The following is a 245-nucleotide window of genomic DNA, read 5'->3' on the forward strand; positions in this document are numbered from 1 at the left end:
CCGTACGCACGGGCCACGTCCTCATCCTTGAGGTTGTTGCTCGCGGTCAGCGTGTCCTGCAACGCCTTGCCGCCAACCGTGCCAAGGTTCGTGAATCCGTTGTACGCCTGCTCCTGCGTGAACTGCATGTACTGGCCCATGTGCGTGCTGAGCATTCGCGGGAGCTGCTCCGCAAGACCCTGCTGCACCATCGCGTCGTACGCCGGGTCGCCCGTGGCCTGCACGCTGCTCATCTTGTCCACGAT

The 245-nt window shown here is 63.7% G+C and carries 1 protein-coding gene; it reads right to left on the minus strand.

Features of this window, described 5'->3' with window-relative positions; all coding sequences use genetic code 11:
- Positions 1–245: hypothetical protein (locus SB689_RS23895; RefSeq protein ID WP_410694515.1), on the minus strand; the 245-nt coding region annotated here is incomplete at both ends.

The sequence above is a fragment of the Chryseobacterium sp. SIMBA_038 genome, assembly GCF_046535115.1.
Taxonomy (GTDB): domain Bacteria; phylum Bacteroidota; class Bacteroidia; order Flavobacteriales; family Weeksellaceae; genus Chryseobacterium.